The organism is Caldicellulosiruptor bescii DSM 6725, assembly GCF_000022325.1.
GTDB classification, from domain to species: domain Bacteria; phylum Bacillota; class Thermoanaerobacteria; order Caldicellulosiruptorales; family Caldicellulosiruptoraceae; genus Caldicellulosiruptor; species Caldicellulosiruptor bescii.
Genome location: NC_012034.1, coordinates 1,517,681 through 1,540,766, shown reverse-complemented (window position 1 = coordinate 1,540,766; position 23,086 = coordinate 1,517,681). Strand labels below are relative to the sequence as shown.

Below are 23,086 nucleotides of genomic sequence, written 5' to 3'. Positions count from 1 at the left end.
TTGAAAAAACAAAGTGAGAGGTGAATAAAGATGACAGATAAATTTGATTTTGAAACTCCAAACTATCAACCATCTTACAGTCCCATAAATTTTGAGATTCCAAAAACGATAAGAAAGAAAAAGTCAGTAAAAGAATATATAGTTGCAGGGCTTTTAGGTGGTTTAATAGGTGCTATTTTAATGTCAATATTTTTTATGGCATATTTTGGTGTTAATTTTAATAATTTTAAAAATGATATTAACTCTACGTTGAACAGTTTCAACTTGAATAATTCCACTGCTACAGAACCTATTACAAAAACAGTTGTACTTAATTCTGGTAACAGTTCATTTGTGACAGATGTGGCACAAAAGGTTGGTCCAGCTGTTGTTGGAATTAAAAACAAAGGAACAGCTTATAACTGGTGGACAGATGAAGAACAGGAAATTACAATAGGTGAGGGCTCTGGGGTTATAATTAGTAAAGATGGTTATGTTGTAACAAACAACCATGTAGTATCAGGTGCAAAATCTGTGTCCGTGATTTTATCAGGCGAAAAAGAAGTTCCAGCTACAATTGTTGGTACAGACGCTTTGAGTGATATAGCGCTTTTAAAAATTGACCCGAAATATGTAAAGGCTGTTGCTCCACTTGGAGATTCATCAAAAGTAAAAGTTGGGGAGTTTGTAGTTGCAATAGGAAATCCTCTGGGACAAGAGTTTGCTGGGACGGTTACATTTGGTGTTGTGAGCGCGGTCAATAGAAAGCTTGATATGGGAAATGGCGTTCAGATTCCTTTAATTCAAACTGATGCTGCAATAAATCCAGGTAACAGTGGAGGAGCACTTGTAAATAGTAGTGGTGAGGTTATTGGCATTAACACAGCGAAGATTTCTCAAACAGGTGTTGAAGGAATGGGCTTTGCTATTCCAATAAACTATGTAAAACCGATTATAAATGATTTGATGAAATATAAAAAGGTTTTAAGGCCAACAATAGGTATATCTGTTATGGAGTACTATGACAGGTCGGGCAACATTATGGGGATGTATATTTCAAAGGTTTATCCAGGTACAGGTGCAGCAAAAGCTGGTTTGAAAGAAGGAGATATAATTTTGCAGATAGATGGTAAGAAAGTTACTACATTTTCAGATATTCAATCAATACTTTCAAATCATAAGATTGGTGACGTAATAACCATAAGAGTACTGCGGGATGGTCAGACCAAGGACTTCAAAGTGACTTTGGGTACTCCTGTTAACACAACTACTAATGACTAAAATAAGTTTTGGAAAGAATTAAACAGGTCACATCTTTTAAAGAAGGTGTGACCTGTTTTTTTTTGTATATTATCATTCCGAATATTATTTAATAACATATTAATTTTGTTCACAATTAATTATTGACATAAAGCCTTTTGCTTTGATAATATGTACTTGTAAATACCAAACATTCGGATGTTATATTTAAAAAATGTTCGAAGAAAGGTGGTATATTTGTGTTAGAAAATATTTTCAAGCTTAAAGAAAGAAGAACTGATGTAAAGACAGAGGTATTAGCAGGTTTTACTACATTTATCACAATGGCATACATAATTTTTGTAAATCCTTCTATTCTCAGCACGACCGGATTAGATAAACATGCTGTATTTTTTGCCACATGTATTGGTGCGGCAGTTGGAACGCTTATTATGGCACTCTATGCTAATCTTCCATTTGCTCTTGCACCTGGGATGGGACTTAACGCTTTCTTTACCTACACTGTATGCCTTCAAATGAAATATACTCCACAGCAAGCATTAGCAGCAGTATTTATATCAGGTATTATATTTGTTATCATCACGGCAGTTGGTCTCAGACAAGCTATAGTTCGTTCTATACCTCAATCTTTAAAACATGCCATGACAGCTGGTATTGGACTTTTTATAGCTTTTATCGGGTTTATAAATAGTGGAATAGTAGTAATAGACTCCGGTTCTAAACTTCCAAAGTTCGGCGATTTTACGTCTGCTTTTAAGTCTTTTACTAATGATCATAATATAAACTCAGCAATAATATCTTCTCGAGGTGCGATTGTTGCTCTTATAGGTCTTTTAATTATAGGAATTTTAATTGCGAAAAGAGTAAAAGGTGCAATTATTATTGGAATAATTATAGCCACAGTAATAAGCTTTCCTTTGAAAATTGTGGATTTGTCGAAATTTAAATTTTCGTTGGAAGCATTTGAAGTCTCTGCCTTTAACTTTGATTTTGCAGGTTTGTTTGCGGCACATGGTCAAGGAGGCGGCATTGGTGCAGTTCTTCTTAGTCTTTTTGCGGTGATATTGACATTTACTCTCATAGATATGTTTGATAGCATCGGGACATTTGTAGGTCTTGCTGATAAGGCTGGGATGCTTGATGAAAAAGGAGATATACCAAATATGGACAGGGCATTGATGTCTGATGCGATTGCAACAATTGTTGGGGCTATCTTTGGTACTTCTACAGTTACAACTTATATTGAAAGTGCAGCTGGTATAGAAGAAGGTGGAAGAACAGGTCTCACATCCTTGGTTACAGGTATTTTATTTATCCTTGCACTGGTAATTGCGCCGTTTATAGGGCTTGTGCCATCCCAGGCAACTGCACCAGCGTTGATTGCTGTTGGTGTGATGATGATAAGTTCTATCAAAAAGATTGACTTTAATGATTTTGAAGAAGCTCTTCCAGCATTTTTAACAATTGTAATTATGCCGTTTACTTACAGCATTGCAAATGGTATTTCGGCGGGTATTATATTCTATGTTCTGGTTAAACTTTTAAGAGGAAAAGCAAAAGAGGTTCATCCAATAACATACATTCTTGCTATACTCTTTATTTTGAGATTTATGATTATCGCACACTAAAAGAAAAAGGGGAGCATGCAGATTGCTCCCCTTTAAAAATCCAGGTATTGCATAAATATACATTGCTATCTCTCAAAGAAGGCTTTAACATTTACACTAATTGATAATTGGGAGGCTTTTAAAATGAGTTATATCATCACAAAACTTTTATATGAAGGTAAAGCAAAAAAAGTTTATGAAACTGAAAACCCAGATGTTGTTGTAATTGAGTACAAAGATGATGCAACAGCTTTCGACGGTACAAAAAGAGGTATAATTAATAATAAAGGAGTTGTTAACAACTTGGTATCAAACCATTTCTTCAAAATATTAGAGGCCAACAACATTCCCACACATTTTATTGAACAGATTGATGAAAGAAAGACAGCTGTTAAAAGGGTGCAAATAATACCAGTTGAGGTTATCGTGAGAAACATAGCTGCAGGTTCATTGTCCAAAAGACTTGGACTTGAAGAAGGAACAATTTTGAAAAGGCCCATCTTAGAATTCTGCTATAAAAATGATGATCTTCACGACCCACAGGTAAATCAATACCATATCTTAGCTTTGGAACTTGCAACCGAAGAGGAAATTAGGAAGATTGAAGAGTATTCTTTTAAAGTTAATGATGTGCTTAGAAATTATTTAAAACAAGTTAACATTGACCTCATCGACTTCAAACTTGAATTTGGTAGGTACAGGGGAGATGTAATCTTAGCTGATGAGATTTCTCCAGACACCTGTAGGTTCTGGGATACTACAACTAAGGAAAAACTGGATAAGGACAGATTTAGAAGAGACCTTGGAAACGTGGAAGAGGCATATATGGAAATATTAAGAAGACTTGGCTTGGATAAAAAGTAAACAAGTTTAAAATATTTATTTGAAAGGAGAAATAGGAATGCTCAAGGCAGAAATCTTTGTATATTTAAAAAAATCAATTTCAGATCCACCAGGCATTGCTGTGTTAAATTCTTTAAAGAGCCTGGGATTTAACAACGTAGAAAAAGTCAGAATGGGAAAATATATTGTGGTATATTTAAACGAAAATGATATTGAAAAAGCAAAAGAATTGGTAAAACTCATGTGTGAAAAGCTTTTATGCAACCCTGTTATGGAAGAGTACAAGTTTAATATTTCGGAGGAGTAAAAGATGAAGTTTGGCGTTGTAGTTTTTCCGGGTTCTAACTGTGATAGTGATTGTTTTCATGTAATTAAAGATGTAATAAATGAGGATGTAGAGTATATCTGGCACGACAGTGATGAAAAATTAAAGGGGTTTGATTGTATAATCTTGCCTGGAGGATTTTCGTACGGGGATTATTTGAGAGCTGGAGCAATAGCAAGGTTTTCGAAAGTAATGCCAAGAATAGAGGAATTTGCGCACAATGGAGGACTTGTGATAGGGATATGCAATGGGTTTCAGATCCTTACTGAGAGTCATCTTTTGCCAGGCGCGCTGATAAGAAATAAAAGTCTTAAATTTATCTGTAGTGACCAGTATGTAAAGGTAGTAAATAACAACACTCCTTTTACCAATCTCTACAAAGAAGGGGAAGTAATAAACCTGCCTATTGCCCATGGTGAGGGTAACTATGTTGTAGATGAAGAAACATTAAAACAAATGATTCAAAATCAGCAGATTGTGCTGCAGTACTGTGACAAATATGGCAACGTCAATGATGAAACAAATCCCAATGGTTCTATTCTAAACATAGCTGGTATATGTAACAAGGAAAAAAATGTTTTTGGACTGATGCCTCATCCTGAAAGAAGCAGCGAGAGAATCCTTGGTTGTGAAGATGGTAAAAGAGTATTTTTAAGCATTGTCAATTATTTAAAGTCGAGGTGAGAGGTTTTGAATAAACATCTTTATGAAGAAGTGGGCCTGACATACGATGAGTATAAAATGATTGTGGAAATTCTGGGTAGAGAACCAAATGAGCTTGAGCTAAATCTTTTTGGGGTTATGTGGTCTGAGCATTGTGGCTATAAAAACTCAAAAGCATTTTTAAAGAATCTTCCTACAAAAGGTGAACATATCCTTCAAGGTCCAGGAGAAAATGCAGGGATTGTTGACATTGGTGATGGATATGCCGTGTGTTTTAAGGTGGAAAGTCACAATCACCCATCAGCAGTGGAACCGTATGAGGGTGCAGCAACAGGGGTTGGAGGAATAATACGAGATATATTTACAATGGGAGCAAGACCAATAGCTCTTTTGGATTCGCTCAAGTTTGGCAGTCTCAGTGATAGTAGAACAAAATACTTGTTTGAAGGTGTTGTAGCTGGTATTGCAGGATATGGCAACTGTGTGGGTATTCCCACTGTAGGTGGTGAGACCACGTTTGACCCTGTTTACAAAAACAATATCTTGGTCAATGTCATGTGTGTAGGTATTATGAAGAAAGATAAAATTTTCAAAGGGATTGCCCAGGGAGTAGGCAACTCTGTATTTTACGTTGGTCATACTACAGGCAGAGATGGAATGGGTGGGGCTACATTTGCTTCAACAGATCTTACAGCTGAATCAGAGGAGAAAAGGTCTGCTGTGCAGGTTGGAGACCCATTTATGGAAAAACTTCTTTTAGAAGCATGTTTAGAGCTTTTTCAAACAGATGCAGTAGTTGGCATTCAGGACATGGGTGCAGCTGGACTTACTTCTTCAACATGTGAAACAGCTGCAAGAGCAGGAACAGGCATTGAGATAGATGTAGCACTTGTTCCAAAAAGAGAAGAAGGTATGAACCCAATTGAGGTTATGCTTTCAGAGTCACAGGAGAGAATGCTTGTCATTGTTAAAAAAGAAAAGGAAGAAGAGGTATATAAAATATTTGAAAAATGGGGGCTTCATGCCGTAAAAATTGGAAAAGTTACAGATGATGGTATGCTAAGGGTTCTTGAAAATGGGAAGGTAATTGCAGAGGTTCCTGCAAAGGCACTTGCTCATGCGCCAGCTTATGTCAGAGAAGTAAAAGAGCCAGCGATAATAAAAGAGGCTGAAAATTTTGATATATATTCAATTCCACAACCTAATGATTTAAACGAGGCAATCTGCAAGATGATTTCAAATCCTAACCTTGCAAGCAAAGAATATATATATCGACAATATGACCATATGGTCAGAACAGATACTGTCATAAGACCAGGTCATGATGCAAGTCTTTTGAGAATAAAAGGAACAAAGAAAGGAATTGCTGTCACAATAGATAGTAACGGCAGATACTGTTATTTAAATCCGTACGAAGGAGTTCAACTTGTTTTAGCAGAAAGTTATAGAAATATTGTAGCTGTTGGGGCAAAGCCACTTGCAATCACAGATGGACTTAACTTTGGAAATCCGCACTATCCGGAAATTTACTACCAGTTTGTCAAGACAATTGAAGGAATGAAAGTTGCATGCGAGCATTTTGAAACACCTGTGACTGGTGGAAATGTATCATTCTATAACCAGTCAGAAGAAGGAGCTATTTACCCTACGCCTGTAATTGGAATGATAGGTATAATTGATGACATTGAAAAAGCTGTTGATATTTCATTTAAAAATGAAGGTGATTTGATAGCAGTTGTTGGTAAAACCTCAGATGATATAGGCGCAAGCGAATATTTAAGTTTTTATCATAGAATAGTTTCTGGTAGGGTGCCAAAACTCGATTTGAAGCTTCATAAAAGAGTATGTGATAAGGTCTTAGAATGTATCAAGGAAGGTCTTTTCAATTCTGTTCATGATATTTCAGACGGAGGTTTTGCAATTGCTCTTATAGAAAGTGCAATAAAAGGTTCAAAGGGTGCCGAATTACAAATAAAAACAAAGCTAAGAGAAGATTTTTATCTTTTCAGCGAAACACCGGGAAGGTTTGTGGTTACATTTAAAGAAGAAAATTTAAGAAAAATACATGATATATTAGATGACATTGAGTTTACTGTGGTAGGAAGAGTAACAGATGAGTATATAATAAATGGTAAAATAAATGATAAAGATATTCATTTGGACCTAAAAGAGATTGAGAGGATATATCAGGAGGCAATACCATGTGCTTTAAAGAGTTAGAGGAAAGTTTTAAAGACCATTGTGGAATATTTGGCATATATTGCCCGGATGGTAAACTTGATGTTGCAAAGATTACTTATTTTGGACTTTACGCTCTTCAACACAGAGGTCAGGAAAGCAGCGGTATTGCAGTAAATGACTCGGGGAATATTATCTATCACAAGGATAGTGGTCTTGTCAATGAAGTATTCAATGAGGTTGTACTCAATCATCTCAAAGGATATTCTGCAATTGGTCACGTGAGGTATTCCACAACAGGCAAAAGTGACAGGGAAAACGCTCAGCCACTTGTTATAAAATACAGAAAAGGTCATATGGCTCTTGCACACAATGGCAATCTTGTCAATGCACATATAATAAGAGAGAAACTTGAGCAGGAAGGCGCAATCTTCCAGACAACTATTGATTCTGAAGTTATTGCAAGTTTGATTTCACGTAACAGGATAAAATCCGAAAATATAGAAGAAGCTATTTTAAAAACTATGAATGAGATAAAAGGGGCGTATTCTCTTTTGATTCTAACACCCAACAAACTTATTGCAGTAAGAGACCCTTATGGTCTAAGGCCACTTGTAATGGGAAAGATAAACAATAGTATTTGTTTTGCGTCAGAAACATGTGCTCTGGACACTATCGGAGCAGAATATATACGAGATGTCGAACCAGGAGAGATAATTTCGGTAAGTAGAAATGGTATAAAGAGTATAAAATATGAGAATGGTACTAAACACTTATGTGTATTTGAATTTATCTATTTTGCAAGGGCTGATTCATACTTGGAAGGAATAAGTGTTTATGAAATAAGAAAAAGACTTGGGAAACAACTTTGCAAAGAGTCTTATGTTGACTGCGACATTGTAATTGGTGTACCAGATTCTGGGACAACTGCTGCTATTGGTTTTGCTGAAGAAGCTGGCATTCCGTTTTCAGAAGGTTTTATAAAGAATAGATATATAGGAAGAACATTTATAAAACCCGAGCAGACACAAAGAGAAATAGCGGTGAAAATAAAGCTCAATGTTTTAAAAAACAATGTGGCAGGTAAAAGAGTGGTTTTAATTGATGATTCTATCGTCAGGGGAACAACATCACGAAAGATTATAAAAATGCTGCGGGATGCAGGGGCATCAGAGGTTCATCTGAGGATAAGTTCTCCTCCAGTTATTTTTCCTTGTTACTACGGTATTGATACACCTGACAGGAAAGAACTAATTGCAGCAAACTACTCAACTGAGGAGATTGCAAGGATTTTAGGCGCTAATTCATTAGAGTACCTGAGCTTAAATGGGCTGAATGAGGTGTTTAATGGGGAAATCCATCAATTTTGTACAGCATGTTTTAGCGGAGAGTATGTAACAGAAATACCAGAGAATTTTAATAAATATATTCTTGAAGAGGGTGTTTGAAGAATGACCACATATAAAGATGCAGGAGTAAATATTGAAGAAGGTTACAAAGCGGTGAACTTGATTAAAAGTTTAGCGAGAGAAACTTTTGATTCAAATGTTATTACTGACATAGGTAGTTTTGGGAGTATGTATCTTTTAAATATTGGAAATTCTGAATATATTTTGGTTTCTGGCACAGATGGAGTTGGTACTAAGCTGAAGATTGCGTTTTACCTTGATAAACATGACACTGTTGGAATTGACTGTGTTGCCATGTGTGTCAATGACATTTTATGTCACGGTGCAAAACCACTTTTCTTCTTAGACTATATTGCATGTGGTAAACTAAACAGTAGCAAGGTTGCAAACATCGTGAAAGGCATTGCTGAAGGTTGCAAAATGGCAGGATGCTCGCTTGTTGGCGGAGAGACTGCTGAGATGCCAGGATTTTATAAAGAAGATGAGTATGATTTGGCAGGGTTTGTTGTTGGAATTGTTGAAAGACAAAAAGCGGTGTGTGGCAAGGATGTAAACACAGGAGATGTATTAATTGGACTTGCTTCAAGTGGTGTTCACAGCAATGGTTATTCACTTGTGAGAAAAGTTTTTGGGATAGATGATAATCCAAAAGTGCTTGAAAAAATATATGAAGAGCTTGGATTGTCCCTTGGGGAAGAGCTATTGAAGCCAACAAGGATATATGTAAAACCTGTTTTGAAAGTGCTTGAAAGGGTAAATGTTAAAGGAATAGCCCATATAACAGGCGGTGGATTTTTTGAAAATATACCTCGTGCTTTTCCGAAAGGTTACTTTGCCATCATCGAAAAAGGTAGTTGGGAAGTGCCTGCTATATTTAGGTTGATTCAGGAATATGGAAAAGTAGAAGAAAGAGAGATGTTTTCAACATTTAACATGGGAATAGGTATGGTTCTAATAGTTTCTGAAGAAGATGTGGATTTGACAATGAAGATTTTAGAACAAGAGAAAGTAAATGCATGGGTAATAGGTACAATTCAAAAAGGTGAAGACGGAGTTGTTTTAAAATGAAAAAATTAGCTGTATTTGTTTCAGGTTCTGGCTCTAATCTTCAGACCATCATTGACCAGATTAAAATTGGAGAGATACCAGCTACTATCTCATGTGTCATATCCAACAAAAAAGATGCATATGCACTTGAAAGGGCAAGAAAAAACGGTATTCAAGCAATTTATATATCCAAGAGAGATTTTCCTTCTTCTTTGGAGTATGAAAAATATTTGGTAAAGTTACTTAAATATCAAAAAATTGATTACGTCATTTTAGCAGGTTTCCTTTATATATTTTCAGAGTATTTTGTGGAAGAGTTCAAAAACAGAATTGTAAACATTCATCCTTCCTTGCTCCCGGCATTTGGTGGTAAAGGTATGTATGGCATAAACGTACACAAAAGTGTATTAGAATATGGAATGAAGGTAACAGGTGCAACAGTCCACTTTGTTGATGCAGTACCTGACGGTGGTCCAATAATCTTGCAAAAAGCTATATATGTAAGGGAAGACGATACTCCTGAGACTCTTCAAAAGAGGGTACTTGAAGAGGTTGAATGGAAGATATATCCTTTAGCTATAAAGCTTCTTTGTGAAGATAAGATAGAAGTTGTAGGCAGAAAAGTTATCATAAAGGATAAGGAAATCTTAAAAAAGGTGGGAATTGAAATATGAACAAGAGGGCAATTATAAGTGTTTACGATAAAAATGGTATAGTGGAATTTGCAAAAAAGCTAAAAGAGTTTGGATATGACATTATCTCAACGGGCGGTACTATGAAGTATTTGACCGAAAATGGGATTGAGGTTATAAATATCTCTGATGTCACCCGTTTTCCAGAGATTTTGGATGGCAGAGTAAAGACTCTTCATCCCAATATTCACGCAGGAATTCTTGCAATGAAGGATAATAGAGAACACTTGGAAACTTTAAAGGCGTTGGATATTCTACCTATCGACATGGTTGTGGTTAACCTTTATCCGTTTAAAGAGACTATTTTCAAAGAAGATGTTACACTTGATAACGTTATAGAAAATATAGATATAGGCGGGCCAACCATGATTCGAGCTGCTGCAAAAAATTTTAAATACACAACAGTTATAGTTGACCCTGAAGATTACGATATAGTAGCAATGGAAATAGAAAAAAATGGAGAAGTTTCTTATGAGACAAGATTTTATCTTGCCACAAAAGTTTTTGAATACACCTCTTATTATGATTCAATGATTTTTAACTATTTCAAACATGTAAGAAAAGACCAATCGTTTTCGAAGCATTTTACAGTCCCACTTGAACTTTTACAGTACTTAAGATATGGAGAAAATCCTCACCAGAAGGCATGTTTTTATAAGATATCATTACCGTTCATCGAAACCTCTAATATTGTGAATTGTACACAGCTTCATGGTAAAGAACTTTCGTATAACAATATCCTTGACAGTGACAGTGCTATAGAACTTTTGAAGGAATTTGATGAACCCACATGTGTTGCTATAAAGCACAACAATCCATGTGCGGTGGCATCAGCAGAGAATATTAATGAGGCTTACAAAAAGGTTTATGAAAGTGACCCGATATCAATATTTGGCGGGATTGTTGCTTTCAACAGAAAGGTTGACAAAAATGTGGCAGAACAGCTCAAAAAGATATTTCTTGAAATTGTAATTGCTCCGGAATTTGACGAGGATGCTCTTTCCATTTTGTGTTCTAAAAAAGATTTGAGAGTTTTAAAATTAGCATCCTTAGAAAAGACTGATACTTTCTACGATATAAAATCTGTAAACGGCGGTGCTTTAGTACAAGAAAAGGATAGAATGCTTCTTGCAGACCAACTTCAGGTTGTCACGGAAAGAAAACCTTCAGAAAAGGAATTGGAAGATTTAATCTTTGCATGGAAGGTTGTAAAACATGTGAAGTCAAATGCTATAGTTGTAGCAAAAGATAAAATGACCCTGGGCATTGGAACGGGTCAGACAAATAGAATATGGGCGGTAGAACATGCTATTTCGAGGTCGCGATTTGATTTAAAGGGAGCAGTGCTTGCGTCCGACGCGTTCTTCCCATTTTCAGACAGTGTCGAAGCTGCGGGCAAAGCAGGAATTAGTGCTATTATTCAGCCAGGTGGTTCTATCCGCGACAAGGATTCAATTGAGATGGCAAACAGGTTCAATATAGCTATGGTATTCACAGGAATGAGACATTTTAGGCATTAAGAAAGAGGTGGAATTTTGCCATGAAAGTGCTAATTGTAGGAAATGGTGGACGTGAACATGCTATTGCCTGGAAGATATACAATGAAGGTTATAAAGAGTTGTTCTGCATTCCAGGCAATGCAGGGATAGGCGAAATAGCACAGTGTGCTGATATTAAAGTAAATGAGTTTGAAAAAATAAGAGACTTTTGTATAGAGAAAGGAATAGATTTTGTAGTTATTGGTCCTGACAATCCACTGGCTGACGGGATTGTTGACTATCTTGAATTTTTTGGTATAAAGACGTTTGGACCTACAAAAGATGCTGCAATGATAGAAAGCAGTAAAGCTTTTGCAAAAGATTTGATGAAGAAATATGGAATTAAAACTGCAAGATATGAGGTGTTTACCAATATTGAAGATGCCGTGGGATTTGTAAATCAGACATCACAATATCCGGTTGTTATAAAGGCAGATGGTCTTGCTCTTGGCAAGGGTGTGATTATTGCAAATAACCAGCAAGAGGCAATTGATGCCTTGAATCTTATTATGAGAGAAAAAGTTTTTGGAGCTGCAGGCGACAAAGTAATTATTGAAGATTATCTTTTGGGCGAGGAAGTTTCAGTGTTTGTTGTTTCTGATGGCAAAGATATTGTTCCTCTTACAACAGCAAGAGACCACAAAAAGGCATTTGATGGTGACAAGGGACCAAATACAGGTGGAATGGGTGCTTTTTCACCATCTAAACTTGTCAATAAAGCTATTTTTGAGGATATATTAGAAAACATAATGCTCAGAGCAGTGTATGGCATGCGAAAGGAAAGGCGACCTTTCAAAGGAGTACTATATGGAGGGCTTATCCTGACAGAAGAGGGTCCAAAGGTTTTAGAATTTAATGCACGTTTCGGAGACCCTGAAGCACAGGCAATTTTGCCACTTATGAAAAGCGAACTTATGGAAATAATGGTAAAGGCGAGAGAAGGAAATTTAAGGGGTATGGATGTAAAGTTTGAACAAGAGTATTCTTTGTGTGTTGTGCTTGCATCAAAAGGATATCCAGACAAATATGATACTGGCTTTGAAATTAGCGGGTTTGAAAGTCTTGATGAAAAGACCATATTGTTCCATGCAAATACGAAAAAGGAAGACGGTAAGATAAAAACTGCTGGTGGAAGGGTGTTGAATGTAGTAAGAAGAGAAAAGACGCTAAAAGAAGCGAAAGAGAAGGTGTATGAAGAGATCAAAAAAATTCATTTTGAGAATATGTTCTATCGAACTGATATAGGTGATAAGGAGATTGAATAAAATTTGTGTTTTAAGAAGAGAAAAATGAGGTATAAATTATTTGACAGTTTAAATTTCTAAAAAAGGAGTGAGTATTTAAAGTGGAGATTTGGGTATGTAGTATATGTGGTTACGAGTACAATCCTGAAAATGGAGATCCAGAAAACGGTATTGCGCCAGGAACAAAGTTTGAGGATTTGCCAGACGATTGGGTTTGTCCTATTTGCGGTGTTGGCAAGGACATGTTTGAGAAAAAATAAGTTCGCGAAGTAAAGCGGGAATACCCTAAGTCATCTTTGTTGGTTTATTAGGATGGCTTAGGGTATTTTTATGGTATAATAATTTTTATAGGAACGCCAAAGGGGTATAAGAAAAGAATGATAGCAAACATTCCTTCATATATTTTTTTAAACGATGTATTTACACAAGCCGGTCGAGGTTTGAAAAAGGTTTGGTATGAAATCGTAAATGAAAAGGATGGTTTTACTATAAAGCTTTCTTTTACTGACAGCTGTGATGTTAATAACATAGGAGTGGCTTTTAACCTTCAAGAAGCAGAAATTGTTTTTATGCCAAAACTTCAAAGAGGAAAGAAAGGACTTGTGTGTAACAACTCAAATACACAAATTATCCTTTTGAAAACTAAGGATTCGTTTTTTCTATTAAAAGTTTGTGGCATTTTACAACTGGATGAAATATATTTGAGATTTGCAACAAAAATAAAAGAAAACTTATTGTGCATAGGGTTTTTCCATTCATTCTGGATAGATGAAAAACAGAATAGTTTTTGTTTTCAAAATTTACTACCAGTGTCAAGGATTAAAAAAGGCTCAAATATAAAGATAGAAGTCAAAGTACACAAAGGAAGTTCAATTTATTATTGCGTTGAAAACTTCAATCCAAGATTAAAATCTTTTGAAATAGGACTTAATTTAGAATTGGCAAACAATCCAAAATACATTGGCATAGTTGATATAATAAAGTATTCAAAAGTAGACATTGCAAGAAGGTACCGATTATCACTTAGTATTCCAGCAAAGATGTTAAAACTCTATTTTTTATATCTACCTAAAAAGCTTACGAATTTCGAGCTTTCCTATACGTCTTCGTTACAATTTTCCTGTTTTTATTATATAAAAATTTTAAGTAAACTTAGTAAAAGTGAAATTTTAAGACTTCAAGAAAGCATAGAACTATTATCCACAAAAGAAAATATTTATTTTAACTTTTACAATAAAAATCTTATGTTAACCTCAATAAAAACATATTATCATCTGCCTTATATTTTACTTCTTTATTCTAAGCTTTGTTCTTTGACAGGAAAAGAAATAAAAACTTTTATTGAAAAACTCATCGGTGAGATAGAATGGCATATTATAAAAAACAATAAATTTTTCACAGATGAGACTTTGATGAATATAGAAGAGTTTGATAAAAAATTTGAGAATGGAATATATCCAAATGAAGCTCTAACAATATATACTTGTTATGAGTTGTACAGGTTTCTCTTTAACTACTTTGAAGATTTAAGCTACTATAAAACAAGTAATGACTTAAAGGCTTTATTGTTTCTATACTATGATTTCAAGTTTGAACACTTTTATAAAAACAACTATTCATTCAAAAAAGAAGAACTTTTAAGAATTAATGAAAGGGAAGATAGAAAATGAAACTGGTTATATTCGATGGAAACAGCATTTTGTACAGAGCCTTTTTTGCTCTTCCTGAACTGACAACCTCAAATAATATTCCAACAAACGCTATATATGGATTTGTAAATGTGATATTGAAATATTTAGAACAAGAAAAACCTGATTATGTTGCTGTAGCATTTGATAAAAGAGGAAGAGAGGCACGAAAAAGCGAGTACGAAGAATATAAAGCTAACAGAAAACCTATGCCAGATAACCTTCAAGTACAAATCCCTTATGTTCGAGAGATTCTTTATGCCTTTAACATTCCAATAATTGAGTTTGAAGGATATGAAGCAGATGATGTAATCGGTTCACTTGTTAACCAGTTCAAAAATACTGGTTTGGATATTGTTATTATTACGGGTGACAGGGATACTCTTCAGTTGCTCGACAAAAATGTAGTTGTGAAGATTGTTTCAACAAAATTTGATAAAACAGTAGAAGATTTGTACACTGTGGAAAATGTTAAAGAAAAATATGGGGTTTGGGCAAATCAAGTGCCTGATTACAAAGCGCTTGTTGGAGACCAATCAGATAACATTCCCGGGGTAAAGGGAATTGGCGAAAAGAGTGCCCAGAAGCTCTTGGAAGAGTACTCATCCTTAGAAGAGATATACCAAAATTTAGATAAAATTAAAAGTTCCATTCGTGAAAAGTTAGAAGCAGGAAAAGATATGGCGTTTTTATCCAAGCGCTTAGCAACAATTGTATGTGATTTACCACTAAATGTTAAACTTGAAGACCTAAGAACAAAAGAGTGGAACAAGGAAAGGCTCTATGAGATTTTGGTGCAGTTAGAGTTCAAAAGCATAATAAAACGGTTAGGACTATCAGAAGTTGTTCAATTTGAATTTGTTCAGCAGCGAACCGATATACCTGACGTTGAACAAAAAGAGCTTGAAAGTATTTCACAAATAAGATCAAAAGAGATTCCATTAATGTTTGTACAGGGCGAAAAATGTTTTTATTTATATGATCAAGAAAGTAATACTGTATTTATAACAAGTAATAAACTTTTGATAGAGGAGATTTTAAAAAGTGATACTGTGAAAATTATGTATGATTTGAAAAATATATTTCATCAACTCAACCTGGAAGACACTAATAATATTAAAAATTGCGAAGATGTAATGATTGCTTCCTATGTTCTTGACAGCACAAGAAGTTCATATGAGTTAGAAACGTTGTTTGTATCTTACTTGAACACTGACATAGAAGCTGTAAAAAAAGACAAGAAGATAGTCTCTGTGGTACTTCTAAAACGGTTATGGGACGAGCTTTTGAGATTAATAGATTTAAATTCATGCCAGTTTTTATATGAGAATATAGAAAGACCTCTTATCCCAGTTCTATATGAAATGGAAAAAACAGGATTTAAGGTGGATAGAGATGCCCTCATCCAATATACCAAAGAGATTGAAAACAAAATATTAAAACTTGAAACGCAGATATACCAGATTGCAGGTGAGTGGTTTAACATAAATTCACCGAAACAGCTTTCTTACATTTTGTTTGAAAAGCTAAAACTTCCTGTAATAAAGAAGACAAAAACAGGATATTCCACTGATGCCGAGGTTTTAGAAGAGCTTTTTGACAAACATGAAATAGTTCCTCTTATTTTGGATTACAGGATGTATACAAAGATACTGACAACTTACTGTCAGGGATTACTACAGGCAATAAATCCTTCTTCGGGTAGAGTTCATACAACCTTTATCCAAACAGGTACAGCCACAGGAAGACTTGCAAGCAGCGATCCTAATTTACAAAATATACCTGTAAAATATGATGAGGGGAAATTGATACGAAAGGTTTTTGTACCTGAGGGTGGACATGTACTGATTGATGCAGATTATTCCCAAATTGAGCTGAGAATACTTGCCCATATTTCTGAAGATGAAAGACTTATAAGTGCTTTCAAAAATAATGTTGACATTCATTCGCAGACAGCAGCTGAGGTTTTTGGTGTAGACATAGCCGATGTTACTCCAGAGATGAGAAGTCAAGCTAAAGCAGTAAATTTTGGTATAGTTTATGGGATTTCTGATTATGGTCTTGCAAGGGATATTAAAATTTCCAGGAAAGAAGCTGCAGAGTTTATAAATAAGTATTTTGAGCGTTATCCCAAAGTTAAAGAGTATTTAGATAATACTGTTAAGTTTGCTCGTGATAATGGATTTGTTTTGACTTTATTTAATAGAAAGAGATATATAAAAGACATAAAATCTACAAACAGAAACTTAAGGGGTTATGCAGAAAGGATTGCAATGAATTCGCCAATTCAGGGCAGTGCTGCTGATATCATGAAATTGGCAATGATTAAGGTTTATCAGAAACTTAAAGAAAACAATCTCAAATCAAAAATAATTTTGCAGGTACACGATGAGCTTTTAATTGAAGCCCCATACGAAGAAAAGGATATAGTAAAGGAAATAGTAAAAAGAGAAATGGAAAATGCGGTAGCTTTAAAAGTACCTTTGGTAGTTGAAGTGAAAGAAGGACTGAACTGGTATGAGACAAAATAGAGTTTTGGGAATTACAGGGAAGATATGTTCGGGTAAGAGTACCATCAGTAGCATATTAGCGCAAAGTTATGGCTTTAAAGTAGTTGATGTTGATAAAGAATATCATACCCTTTTGGAAAAAAACGAAGAACTCAAAAAAAAGTTAACTGATGTTTTTGGGGAAGAAATATTGGTATCAGGGAAAATAGATCGAAACAGATTAAGAGCTTTGGTAACTGCTGACAAATCCCGTTTTGAGGTTCTAAATAAGATAACTCATAAATTTATTTTCGAAAGGGTAAAATATTTGGTTTTAGAGGTCTTTAAAGAATACCCAACTGTCATAGATGCTGCGCTTTTATTTGAAATAGGACTCAATAAACTCTGTTCTGTTGTATGGTTTGTTGAAGCAGAAGAAAATATATTGATTGAGAGAATAATAAAAAGAAATGGATGGAGTGAAAAGGAAATAAAATCTTTTTTAGAAAAACAAGAAATACTGGAGAGCTATAAGAATCTTGCTAATAGGGTTATTGTGAATAATTTTGATATTGAAGAATTAAAAAGTTTAATAAGAAAATATCTAAAAGAGGATGGATTGATTTGAAGAAGAAGGTTATAATAATAGTTTTACTGCTTGTTCTTCTTTTATTTTTTGAAAGATTTTATTTTTTTGTTCTAAAGCAAATATATCCTCTGAAGTTTTCTGAAAGCATAAGTAAATATAGCAGTGAAATAGGAGTAGATCCATATTTGATATGTGCGATAATAAAATCTGAAAGTAACTTTAACCAGTATGCAGTTTCAAAAAAAGGCGCTGTGGGACTTATGCAGCTTTCGCCTTCAACTGCAAAGTGGGTTGCTCAAAAGCTTAAAACGGAATACGTAGAAGAGAATCTCTATGATCCTGATTACAATATAAGGCTTGGTTCGTGGTATATAAAATATCTTATAGACTACTACTGTGGTGATACAAAGCTTGCAGTTGCAGCTTACAATGCTGGCATGACAAATGTAAATAAATGGCTTTCGATTAGAAAAAGAAGCACTATTGAAATAACAGAAATTCCTTTTAAAGAGACAAACCATTTTGTAAAAAGAGTTTTTAAGAGTTACGAGATGTACAAAAAACTTTATCCAAAAGCATTTAAAAATACAGATTATTAAGGAAAGCGCGGCACAGATTTTCCAAACATACGTTTGAAAATTGATTATTAATAAGATAAAATAAAATTTGGTGATTTAAGATGAAAAAATTTAAACTTGTTTCAGACTTTAAACCAACAGGTGATCAACCAAAAGCAATTGAGATGTTAACAGAAGGAATTTTAAAGGGAGAAAAGTTTCAGACACTTTTAGGTGTTACTGGGTCTGGCAAGACATTTACAATGGCAAAGGTTATAGAAAATGTTCAAAGACCCACGCTTGTGCTGGCACATAACAAGACTTTAGCAGCACAGCTTTGTAGTGAGTTTAGAGAATTTTTCCCAGAAAATGCAGTGGAATTCTTTGTAAGTTACTATGACTATTATCAGCCTGAAGCTTATATTCCAGAAACTGACACGTATATTGAAAAGGATTCATCTATAAATGAAGAGATTGACAAACTCAGACACTCAGCTACATCTGCCTTATTTGAAAGAAGAGATGTTATAATTGTTGCAAGTGTATCATGTATTTACAGTTTGGGCAGTCCTGAAGATTATTTAAATCTTACTATTTCGTTGCGCCCCGGCATGACAAAAGACAGAGATGAGGTTATAAGAGACCTTATAAGAATGCAATATGAAAGAAATGACATTGATTTTAGAAGAGGAAGATTTAGAGTAAGAGGAGACGTACTCGAAGTTTTCCCTGCATCTAATACAGACAGGGCGATAAGAATAGAATTTTTTGGGGATGAGATAGAAAGAATCACAGAGTTTGATGTTGTAACAGGTGAAGTAATTGGTCGAAGAAACCATGTTGCAATTTTTCCAGCATCCCACTATGTGACAACTGCTGAAAAATTGAAAAGAGCCATAAAAAGTATAGAAGAAGAACTTGAACAAAGGCTAAAAGAGCTAAGAAGTATGGGTAAGCTTGTTGAGGCTCAGAGGCTTGAGCAAAGAACGCGCTATGACATAGAGATGCTTCAGGAGATGGGTTTTTGTAAAGGGATAGAGAACTATTCAAGGCATTTAACTGGCAGACCACCTGGAAGTCCACCGTATACTTTGCTTGATTATTTTCCAAATGATTTCATAATGTTCATTGATGAGTCGCATGTTACAATACCTCAAGTAAGAGCTATGTACAATGGGGACAAAGCAAGAAAAGATACCCTTGTAGAATATGGTTTTAGACTTCCATCTGCTTATGATAACAGACCATTGACATTTGAAGAGTTCGAAGAAAAGCTCAACCAAGTAATTTTCGTAAGTGCAACACCCGGACCGTATGAACTCAAAAAATCTTCACGCATTGTTGAACAAATTATAAGACCGACAGGACTTGTTGACCCTGAAATTGAGGTTCATCCTGTACAAGGTCAGATTGACCATCTGATTGGCGAGATACGAAAACGAGTGGAAAAGAACCAGAGAGTTCTTGTCACTACTCTTACCAAAAAGATGGCTGAAAGCCTTACTGAGTATTTAAAAGATGTGGGAATCAGGGTCAGATATATGCATTCAGACATAGACACAATTGAGCGTATGCAGATTATCAGAGATTTACGGCTTGGAAAATTTGATGTTTTAGTAGGGATAAATTTGCTCAGAGAAGGTCTTGACCTTCCTGAGGTGTCACTTGTTGCCATTTTAGATGCTGACAAGGAAGGTTTTTTGAGGTCAGAAACTTCGCTTATCCAGACAATTGGACGTGCTGCGAGAAATGTTGATGGAAAGGTTATAATGTATGCAGATAGAATCACAAACGCTATGCAAAAAGCTATTGATGAGACAAACAGACGTAGGAAAATCCAAATAGAATATAATCAAAAACACGGCATTGTACCTCAAACTGTAAGAAAAGGTATAAGGCAGATAATTGAAGCGACAGTGTCTGTGGCTGAAGAGGAAGAGAAATACGAAGTTGTGGAGAAAGAGATTGTAGAAAATATGACAAAGGAAGAGATAGAAGAATATATCAAGGAACTTGAACAGGAGATGAAAAAGCTTGCTATAGAACTTGAGTTTGAAAAGGCTGCAAAAGTAAGGGACAAAATATTTGAACTCAAAAAACTTCTTTAATGGCTTTATTGCTTGGAGGAGAAAAAGAAGATGTCAAAAGAGTATATAGTTATAAAAGGTGCAAAAGAACACAACCTCAAAAATATTGATTTGGTACTTCCACGAGACAAACTTATTGTTTTTACTGGTCTTTCTGGTTCAGGAAAGTCATCTTTGGCGTTTGATACAATCTATGCTGAGGGACAGAGAAGATATATAGAATCTCTCTCTTCTTATGCAAGGCAATTTTTAGGAATGATGGAAAAACCAGATGTAGAATACATTGAAGGACTTTCTCCGGCAATTTCAATTGACCAAAAGACAACCTCTAAAAATCCACGTTCGACTGTTGGAACAATTACTGAAATTTACGATTATTTGAGGCTTTTGTTTGCAAGAGTTGGAAAACCTCATTGCTATATATGTGGAAAACCTATCTCCCAGCAAACAGTTGACCAGATGGTAGACGAGGTATTGAAACTTAAAGAGGGGACAAAGATCCAAATACTTGCGGCAGTTGTAAGAGGAAGAAAAGGTGAGTATCAGAAACTGTTTGAAGACCTGAGAAGGAGCGGATTTGCAAGAGTTAGAGTAGATGGTATTGTATATGAACTTGAAGAAGAGATAAAACTTGATAAGAACAAAAAACATAGTATTGACGTCATTGTGGATAGGCTCATTGTAAAAGAGGGAATAGAATCAAGGCTTGCGGGTTCAATAGAAACAGCGCTCCAGCTCGCAGGGGGGATTGTAACTGTATCTATTGTTGATGGCGATGAAATTGTGTTTTCCCAAAACTTTGCATGTGTAGACTGTGGAGTTTCGTATGAAGAGATAACTCCACGTCTTTTTTCTTTCAACACACCATATGGTGCATGCCCAACGTGTATGGGTCTTGGTTATTTGCAAAAGGTAGACCCTGACCTATTAATTCCAGATAAATCTATTCCAATAGGTCAGGTTGAAATAAATGGGTGGAACTTTACTGAAACAAATTCATATTCAAGAATGATTTTGGAATCACTTGCAAAAGAGTATAATTTTAGTTTAAATACTCCTGTTGAAAAACTGGACAAGAAAATATTAGATATCTTTTTATATGGAACAGGCGAGGAGAAGATAAAAATTTATACTCCACGTGGTATATACTTTGCAAAGTATGAAGGGCTTATAAATAATCTTGAAAGAAGATATAAAGAGACCCAGTCAGAATATGTCAAGCAAGAGATTGAAGAGTATATGAGTACGTTTACATGTCCTGACTGTCAAGGGAAAAGACTTAAAAAAGAGGCTTTGGCGGTTTTGATAGAGGGTAAGTCTATAGCAGATGTTGCTGACATGACCGTTTTACAAGCAAAAGAGTTTCTTAAGAAGTTAAACCTTCAAGGAAAAGATAAAGTAATTGCACAGCCGATAATAAAAGAGATTCTGGCAAGGCTGGACTTTTTGATAGATGTAGGACTTGATTACTTAACCCTTTCACGGTCAGCTGGCACACTTTCTGGTGGTGAAGCGCAGAGAATAAGGCTTGCTACCCAGATAGGATCTGGACTTGTTGGAGTTTTGTATATTCTTGATGAGCCAAGTATAGGATTGCATCAGCGTGACAATCACAGACTAATAAAAACCCTTAAAAAACTCAGAGATCTTGGCAACACATTGATTGTTGTGGAGCATGATGAGGATACAATAAGGTCAGCTGATTTTATTGTAGACATTGGACCAGGAGCAGGCGAGCATGGTGGAAGAGTGGTTGCTGCAGGGACATTGGATGATATAATTTCATGTGAAGAGTCTATCACAGGACAGTATCTTTCCGGAAAGAAAAAGATTGAGATACCTGATAAAAGAAGAGAACCTGATGGTAGATGGCTTACTATCAAGGGTGCATCAGAAAATAACCTTAAAAATATTGATGTTAGCTTTCCTGTTGGACTTTTTACTTGTGTAACTGGTGTTTCAGGCTCAGGCAAAAGTACCCTTGTAAACGAAATACTTTATAAAGCAGCAAGTGCAATTTTGAACAAGTCCAAAGAAAAACCAGGTAAATTTCAAGAGATAATAGGCCTTGAACATTTTGATAAGGTTATAAATATAGATCAATCACCTATAGGAAGAACTCCACGTTCGAACCCTGCAACTTACACAGGTGTTTTTGATTATATACGAGAAGTTTTTGCCCAAACGCCCGAGGCAAAGCTCAGGGGTTATAAGGCAGGAAGATTTAGTTTCAATTTGAAAGGTGGGAGATGTGAAGCTTGTTCGGGAGATGGTATTATAAAGATAGAAATGCATTTTTTACCTGATGTATACGTACCGTGCGATGTGTGCAAAGGAAAAAGGTATAACAGAGAGACGTTAGAGGTAAAGTACAAGGATAAGACCATTGCTGATGTGCTTGAAATGACAGTGGAAGAGGCGTTGGAATTTTTCAAGAACATTCCGAGGATAAAATCCAAGCTTCAAACACTTTATGATGTAGGGCTTGGTTATATAAAACTGGGTCAGCCTTCCACCACTTTATCTGGTGGAGAAGCGCAGAGAGTAAAACTCGCAACAGAACTTTCTAAAAAAGCAACTGGAAGAACCCTGTATATCTTGGACGAGCCTACAACAGGTCTTCACATGGATGACGTCAATAAGTTAATTGCTGTCCTTCAGCGCCTTGTGGATATGGGCAACACAGTAATTGTAATTGAACACAATCTTGATGTTATAAAAGTTGCAGATTATATAATTGATTTAGGACCAGAGGGTGGAGATAAAGGCGGCGAGGTAGTTGTGTGTGGCAGCCCAGAAGAGGTTGCTATGTGCGAAAGGTCATATACAGGAATGTTTTTAAAGGAAATATTGAAAGATAGAATTTATGCCAAAAAATAGGCGGAGCATTT

Annotated in this window: 18 protein-coding genes; all 18 read left to right on the top strand. The window is 35.4% G+C overall.

The genetic code is table 11. The features are described 5' to 3' along the window. The first annotated feature begins 30 nt into the window (after window positions 1-30). The 18 genes from ATHE_RS07250 to uvrA all read left to right on the top strand — a co-directional run bounded on the left by ATHE_RS07250 (window position 31) and on the right by uvrA (window position 23,075). A complete protein-coding gene (locus ATHE_RS07250) occupies window positions 31-1,260 on the top strand; it encodes a S1C family serine protease (protein WP_015907913.1) in 1,230 nt (409 codons plus the stop codon). Window positions 1,261-1,478: 218 nt separating this feature from the next. After that, entirely contained in the window at window positions 1,479-2,867 is a 1,389-nt protein-coding gene (locus ATHE_RS07245; RefSeq protein WP_015907912.1) for an NCS2 family permease, read from the top strand. Between the two features lie 123 nt (window positions 2,868-2,990). Further along, window positions 2,991-3,710, top strand: a complete 720-nt coding sequence (gene purC / locus ATHE_RS07240) for a phosphoribosylaminoimidazolesuccinocarboxamide synthase (RefSeq protein WP_015907911.1) — start codon at window positions 2,991-2,993, stop codon at window positions 3,708-3,710. 37 nt (window positions 3,711-3,747) lie between these two features. Continuing rightward, on the top strand, window positions 3,748-3,996 hold the full coding sequence (gene purS, locus ATHE_RS07235; protein WP_013430231.1) for a phosphoribosylformylglycinamidine synthase subunit PurS: 249 nt from the start codon (window positions 3,748-3,750) through the stop codon (window positions 3,994-3,996). 3 nt (window positions 3,997-3,999) lie between these two features. After that, window positions 4,000-4,698 (top strand): phosphoribosylformylglycinamidine synthase subunit PurQ, encoded by a 699-nt coding sequence (gene purQ / locus ATHE_RS07230; protein ID WP_015907910.1) that lies wholly within the window; start codon window positions 4,000-4,002, stop codon window positions 4,696-4,698. A 6-nt stretch (window positions 4,699-4,704) separates the two neighbouring features. Further along, window positions 4,705-6,897 (top strand): phosphoribosylformylglycinamidine synthase subunit PurL, encoded by a 2,193-nt coding sequence (gene purL / locus ATHE_RS07225; protein WP_015907909.1) that lies wholly within the window; start codon window positions 4,705-4,707, stop codon window positions 6,895-6,897. Beyond that, window positions 6,879-8,303 (top strand): amidophosphoribosyltransferase, encoded by a 1,425-nt coding sequence (gene purF / locus ATHE_RS07220; RefSeq protein ID WP_015907908.1) that lies wholly within the window; start codon window positions 6,879-6,881, stop codon window positions 8,301-8,303. The genes purL and purF overlap by 19 nt, the downstream gene beginning before the upstream one ends. A gap of 3 nt (window positions 8,304-8,306) precedes the next feature. Continuing rightward, window positions 8,307-9,332, top strand: coding sequence for a phosphoribosylformylglycinamidine cyclo-ligase (gene purM, locus ATHE_RS07215; protein WP_015907907.1), 1,026 nt, complete (start codon window positions 8,307-8,309; stop codon window positions 9,330-9,332). After that, window positions 9,329-9,985, top strand: coding sequence for a phosphoribosylglycinamide formyltransferase (gene purN / locus ATHE_RS07210; protein ID WP_015907906.1), 657 nt, complete (start codon window positions 9,329-9,331; stop codon window positions 9,983-9,985). The genes purM and purN overlap by 4 nt, the downstream gene beginning before the upstream one ends. Then, on the top strand, window positions 9,982-11,523 hold the full coding sequence (purH, locus tag ATHE_RS07205) for a bifunctional phosphoribosylaminoimidazolecarboxamide formyltransferase/IMP cyclohydrolase (protein WP_015907905.1): 1,542 nt from the start codon (window positions 9,982-9,984) through the stop codon (window positions 11,521-11,523). Before purN ends, purH begins: the two co-directional genes overlap by 4 nt. 20 nt (window positions 11,524-11,543) lie before the next feature. Beyond that, on the top strand, window positions 11,544-12,806 hold the full coding sequence (gene purD, locus ATHE_RS07200) for a phosphoribosylamine--glycine ligase (protein WP_015907904.1): 1,263 nt from the start codon (window positions 11,544-11,546) through the stop codon (window positions 12,804-12,806). Between the two features lie 80 nt (window positions 12,807-12,886). After that, on the top strand, window positions 12,887-13,045 hold the full coding sequence (rd, locus tag ATHE_RS07195) for a rubredoxin (protein ID WP_013430239.1): 159 nt from the start codon (window positions 12,887-12,889) through the stop codon (window positions 13,043-13,045). 117 nt (window positions 13,046-13,162) lie between these two features. After that, the gene (locus tag ATHE_RS07190; protein ID WP_015907903.1) at window positions 13,163-14,455 is read left to right on the top strand and encodes a hypothetical protein; all 1,293 of its coding nucleotides are present in this window, start codon (window positions 13,163-13,165) and stop codon (window positions 14,453-14,455) included. Next, window positions 14,452-17,004 carry a DNA polymerase I gene (gene polA / locus ATHE_RS07185; RefSeq protein ID WP_015907902.1) on the top strand — a complete coding sequence of 851 codons (2,553 nt, stop codon included), beginning with the start codon at window positions 14,452-14,454 and terminating at the stop codon, window positions 17,002-17,004. The genes ATHE_RS07190 and polA overlap by 4 nt, the downstream gene beginning before the upstream one ends. Beyond that, window positions 16,991-17,590 carry a dephospho-CoA kinase gene (coaE, locus tag ATHE_RS07180; RefSeq protein WP_015907901.1) on the top strand — a complete coding sequence of 200 codons (600 nt, stop codon included), beginning with the start codon at window positions 16,991-16,993 and terminating at the stop codon, window positions 17,588-17,590. The genes polA and coaE overlap by 14 nt, the downstream gene beginning before the upstream one ends. After that, a complete protein-coding gene (locus tag ATHE_RS07175) occupies window positions 17,587-18,150 on the top strand; it encodes a lytic transglycosylase domain-containing protein (protein ID WP_015907900.1) in 564 nt (187 codons plus the stop codon). Before coaE ends, ATHE_RS07175 begins: the two co-directional genes overlap by 4 nt. An 80-nt stretch (window positions 18,151-18,230) precedes the next feature. Next, a complete protein-coding gene (gene uvrB / locus ATHE_RS07170) occupies window positions 18,231-20,216 on the top strand; it encodes an excinuclease ABC subunit UvrB (RefSeq protein WP_013430244.1) in 1,986 nt (661 codons plus the stop codon). 30 nt (window positions 20,217-20,246) lie between these two features. Then, on the top strand, window positions 20,247-23,075 hold the full coding sequence (uvrA, locus tag ATHE_RS07165) for an excinuclease ABC subunit UvrA (RefSeq protein ID WP_015907899.1): 2,829 nt from the start codon (window positions 20,247-20,249) through the stop codon (window positions 23,073-23,075). The last annotated feature ends 11 nt before the right edge of the window (window positions 23,076-23,086 follow it).

Excerpts from the sequence above, each read along its gene's own strand:
- purM (WP_015907907.1), top strand. The coding sequence starts at position 8,307 with ATGACCACATATAAAGATGCAGGAGTAAATATTGAAGAAGGTTACAAA.
- purN (WP_015907906.1), top strand. The coding sequence starts at position 9,329 with ATGAAAAAATTAGCTGTATTTGTTTCAGGTTCTGGCTCTAATCTTCAG.
- purS (WP_013430231.1), top strand. The coding sequence starts at position 3,748 with ATGCTCAAGGCAGAAATCTTTGTATATTTAAAAAAATCAATTTCAGAT.
- uvrA (WP_015907899.1), top strand. The coding sequence starts at position 20,247 with ATGTCAAAAGAGTATATAGTTATAAAAGGTGCAAAAGAACACAACCTC.
- polA (WP_015907902.1), top strand. The coding sequence starts at position 14,452 with ATGAAACTGGTTATATTCGATGGAAACAGCATTTTGTACAGAGCCTTT.
- purQ (WP_015907910.1), top strand. The coding sequence starts at position 4,000 with ATGAAGTTTGGCGTTGTAGTTTTTCCGGGTTCTAACTGTGATAGTGAT.
- purH (WP_015907905.1), top strand. The coding sequence starts at position 9,982 with ATGAACAAGAGGGCAATTATAAGTGTTTACGATAAAAATGGTATAGTG.
- ATHE_RS07190 (WP_015907903.1), top strand. The coding sequence starts at position 13,163 with ATGATAGCAAACATTCCTTCATATATTTTTTTAAACGATGTATTTACA.
- purD (WP_015907904.1), top strand. The coding sequence starts at position 11,544 with ATGAAAGTGCTAATTGTAGGAAATGGTGGACGTGAACATGCTATTGCC.
- uvrB (WP_013430244.1), top strand. The coding sequence starts at position 18,231 with ATGAAAAAATTTAAACTTGTTTCAGACTTTAAACCAACAGGTGATCAA.
- ATHE_RS07250 (WP_015907913.1), top strand. The coding sequence starts at position 31 with ATGACAGATAAATTTGATTTTGAAACTCCAAACTATCAACCATCTTAC.
- purC (WP_015907911.1), top strand. The coding sequence starts at position 2,991 with ATGAGTTATATCATCACAAAACTTTTATATGAAGGTAAAGCAAAAAAA.
- coaE (WP_015907901.1), top strand. The coding sequence starts at position 16,991 with ATGAGACAAAATAGAGTTTTGGGAATTACAGGGAAGATATGTTCGGGT.
- purF (WP_015907908.1), top strand. The coding sequence starts at position 6,879 with ATGTGCTTTAAAGAGTTAGAGGAAAGTTTTAAAGACCATTGTGGAATA.